The 1,871-nt window shown below is 69.6% G+C and carries 2 protein-coding genes and 1 pseudogene; 1 reads left to right on the top strand and 2 read right to left on the bottom strand.

Features of this window, described 5'->3' with window-relative positions; all coding sequences use genetic code 11:
- Nucleotides 1-205 (top strand): annotated as a pseudogene (locus VIU94_RS19070) (ATP-binding protein); the annotation flags it as partial.
- Nucleotides 206-285: 80 nt separating this feature from the next.
- Here the strand turns inward: VIU94_RS19070 and VIU94_RS19065 are convergent.
- Entirely contained in the window at nt 286-489 is a 204-nt protein-coding gene (locus VIU94_RS19065) for an acyl-CoA carboxylase subunit epsilon (RefSeq protein WP_331913032.1), read from the bottom strand.
- Between the two features lie 14 nt (nt 490-503).
- Nucleotides 504-1,871, bottom strand: a 1,368-nt coding sequence (locus VIU94_RS19060) for an acyl-CoA carboxylase subunit beta (protein WP_331913031.1), incomplete at its 5' end; no start/stop codon positions are given.

Raw genomic sequence — 1,871 nt, 5'->3', positions numbered from 1 at the left:
CTACTTCGAGAACAGCGGCCTGCCCTTCGTCATCGCCCTCAACGGCTTCGACGGACACCAGCCCTACCAGCCCGAAGAAGTCCGCGAGGCCCTCCAGATCGGCCCCGACACCCCCATCATCACCACCGACGCCCGCCACCGCGGCGACGCCAAGAGCGCCCTCATCACCCTGGTGGAGCACGCCCTCATGGCCCGCCTCCGGTAGTCCCGCCGGAAGCCCCGCGTGACGAAGGCCCCCGCACCGATCGGTGCGGGGGCCTTCGTGTCGCTCGTGCGGCGGGGGCGTCAGCCCTGCCAGGAGTGGGAGGGGCGGAAGCCGGACTGGCGCTCCAGGCGACGCCAGCCGGCCGTGGAACGGGCGCGGTGGGCCGTGGCGGCGGGCTGGGCGGCAGCGCGGGCGAGCAGCACCGCGGTGATCGCGGCGAGCTCCTCCGGGTCGGCCTGGCCCTTCTCCACCCGGAGAAGGTTCTCTGATGCGGGGGTGGTCACTGGGACGACTCCTCTTACTGAGGCGGGTTGCCGTGCTTGCGGGACGGCAGGTCGGCGTGCTTGGTGCGGAGCATGGCGAGGGACTTGATGAGGACCTCGCGCGTCTCGGCGGGGTCGATCACGTCGTCGACGAGGCCGCGCTCCGCCGCGTAGTACGGGTGCATGAGCTCGGCCTTGTACTCCTTGACCATGCGCGTCCGCATCGCCTCGGGGTCCTCGGCCTCCGCGATCTGCTTGCGGAAGATGACGTTGGCGGCGCCTTCGGCGCCCATCACCGCGATCTCGTTGGTGGGCCAGGCGTACGTCAGGTCGGCGCCGATGGACTGGGAGTCCATCACGATGTACGCGCCGCCGTACGCCTTGCGCAGGATCAGGGAGATCCGCGGCACGGTCGCGTTGCAGTACGCGTACAGCAGCTTCGCGCCGTGCCGGATGATTCCACCGTGCTCCTGATCGACGCCGGGCAGGAAGCCGGGCACGTCCAGAAGAGTGATGATCGGGATGTTGAACGCGTCGCACATCTGAACGAAGCGCGCGGCCTTCTCGGAGGCCTCGATGTCGAGGACGCCGGCCAGCGACTGGGGCTGGTTGGCGACGATGCCGACGACCTGGCCGTCGAGCCGGGCCAGGGCGCAGATGATGTTGCGCGCCCAGCGCTCGTGGATCTCCAGGTAGTCGCCCTCGTCGACGAGCTCCTCGATGACCTTGTGCATGTCGTACGGCCGGTTGCCGTCGGCGGGCACGAGGTCGAGCAGCACGTCGGAGCGGCGGTCCGCCGGGTCCTCGGAACCGACGGTCGGCGGGTTCTCGCGGTTGTTCTGCGGCAGCATCGACAGGAGGTAGCGGACCTCCGCGATGCAGGTCTCCTCGTCGTCGTACGCGAAGTGCGCGACGCCCGAGGTCTCGGCGTGCACGTCCGCGCCGCCGAGGCCGTTCTGGGTGATCTCCTCGCCGGTGACCGCCTTGACGACGTCCGGGCCGGTGATGAACATCTGCGAGGTCTCGCGGACCATGAAGACGAAGTCGGTCAGCGCCGGCGAGTACGCCGCACCGCCCGCGCACGGGCCGAGCATCACGGAGATCTGCGGGATGACACCGGAGGCGCGGGTGTTGCGCTGGAAGATGCCGCCGTACCCGGCGAGGGCCGAGACGCCCTCCTGGATACGCGCGCCCGCGCCGTCGTTCAGCGAGACCAGCGGCGCACCGGCCGAGATGGCCATGTCCATGATCTTGTGGATCTTCGTGGCGTGGGCCTCACCCAGCGCGCCACCGAAGATCCGGAAGTCGTGCGCGTAGACGAAGACCGTCCGGCCGTCGACCGTGCCCCAACCGGTGATGACACCGTCGGTATACGGCTTCTTCTCCTCCAGGCCGAACCCGGT

This window comes from Streptomyces sp. (genome assembly GCF_036566765.1).
In the GTDB taxonomy this organism is placed as follows: Bacteria; Actinomycetota; Actinomycetes; order Streptomycetales; family Streptomycetaceae; genus Streptomyces.
This window is presented reverse-complemented; position numbering and strand designations above follow the sequence as displayed.